At 77.0% G+C, this 473-nt stretch carries 1 protein-coding gene; it reads right to left on the bottom strand.

The window, feature by feature from the left end; genetic code table 11:
• Positions 1-441, bottom strand: a 441-nt coding sequence (locus C1I97_RS38735) for a M23 family metallopeptidase (RefSeq protein WP_258382959.1), incomplete at its 3' end; no start/stop codon positions are given.
• Positions 442-473 lie beyond the last annotated feature (32 nt).

The following is a 473-nucleotide window of genomic DNA, read 5'->3' as shown; positions in this document are numbered from 1 at the left end:
CGGCTGGGGCGGCGGCAACGGCACCCCGAGAACCGGCAGCAGTCTCGTCGGGCCGTTCAGCAGCCACGGGGGGAGCAGCAGCAGAGGGTTCAGGTAGGTCGTGGCGCGCAGCAGGCCCCAGTGCACGCACCTCCCCCCGCAGTGCGACCCCGTCGTCGCCTCCACCGTGCCGATGAGCGCGCCCGCGGCCACCTCGTCGCCCTTCCGTACCGACGCGGCCACCGGCTCGTACGTCGTCCGCAGCGGTGGGTCCCCCGTGCCCGTCAGCTCGATCGACACCACGCCTCTGCCGGCCACCGGACCCGCGAAGAACACCCGTCCCGCCGCCACCGCCCGTACGGGAGCGCCCGGTGGCGCGCCGAGGTCCACGCCCCGGTGACCGGGGCCGTAGACCGTCGCCGGCGGCTCCCAGCCCCGCAGCACCGGCGGACGTACCCCCATCGGCCACGCCCGGCCCACGGCCGGCACCGGCG

Source organism: Streptomyces sp. NTH33 (genome assembly GCF_003236365.1).
Lineage (GTDB): Bacteria > Actinomycetota > Actinomycetes > Streptomycetales > Streptomycetaceae > Streptomyces.
This window is presented reverse-complemented; position numbering and strand designations above follow the sequence as displayed.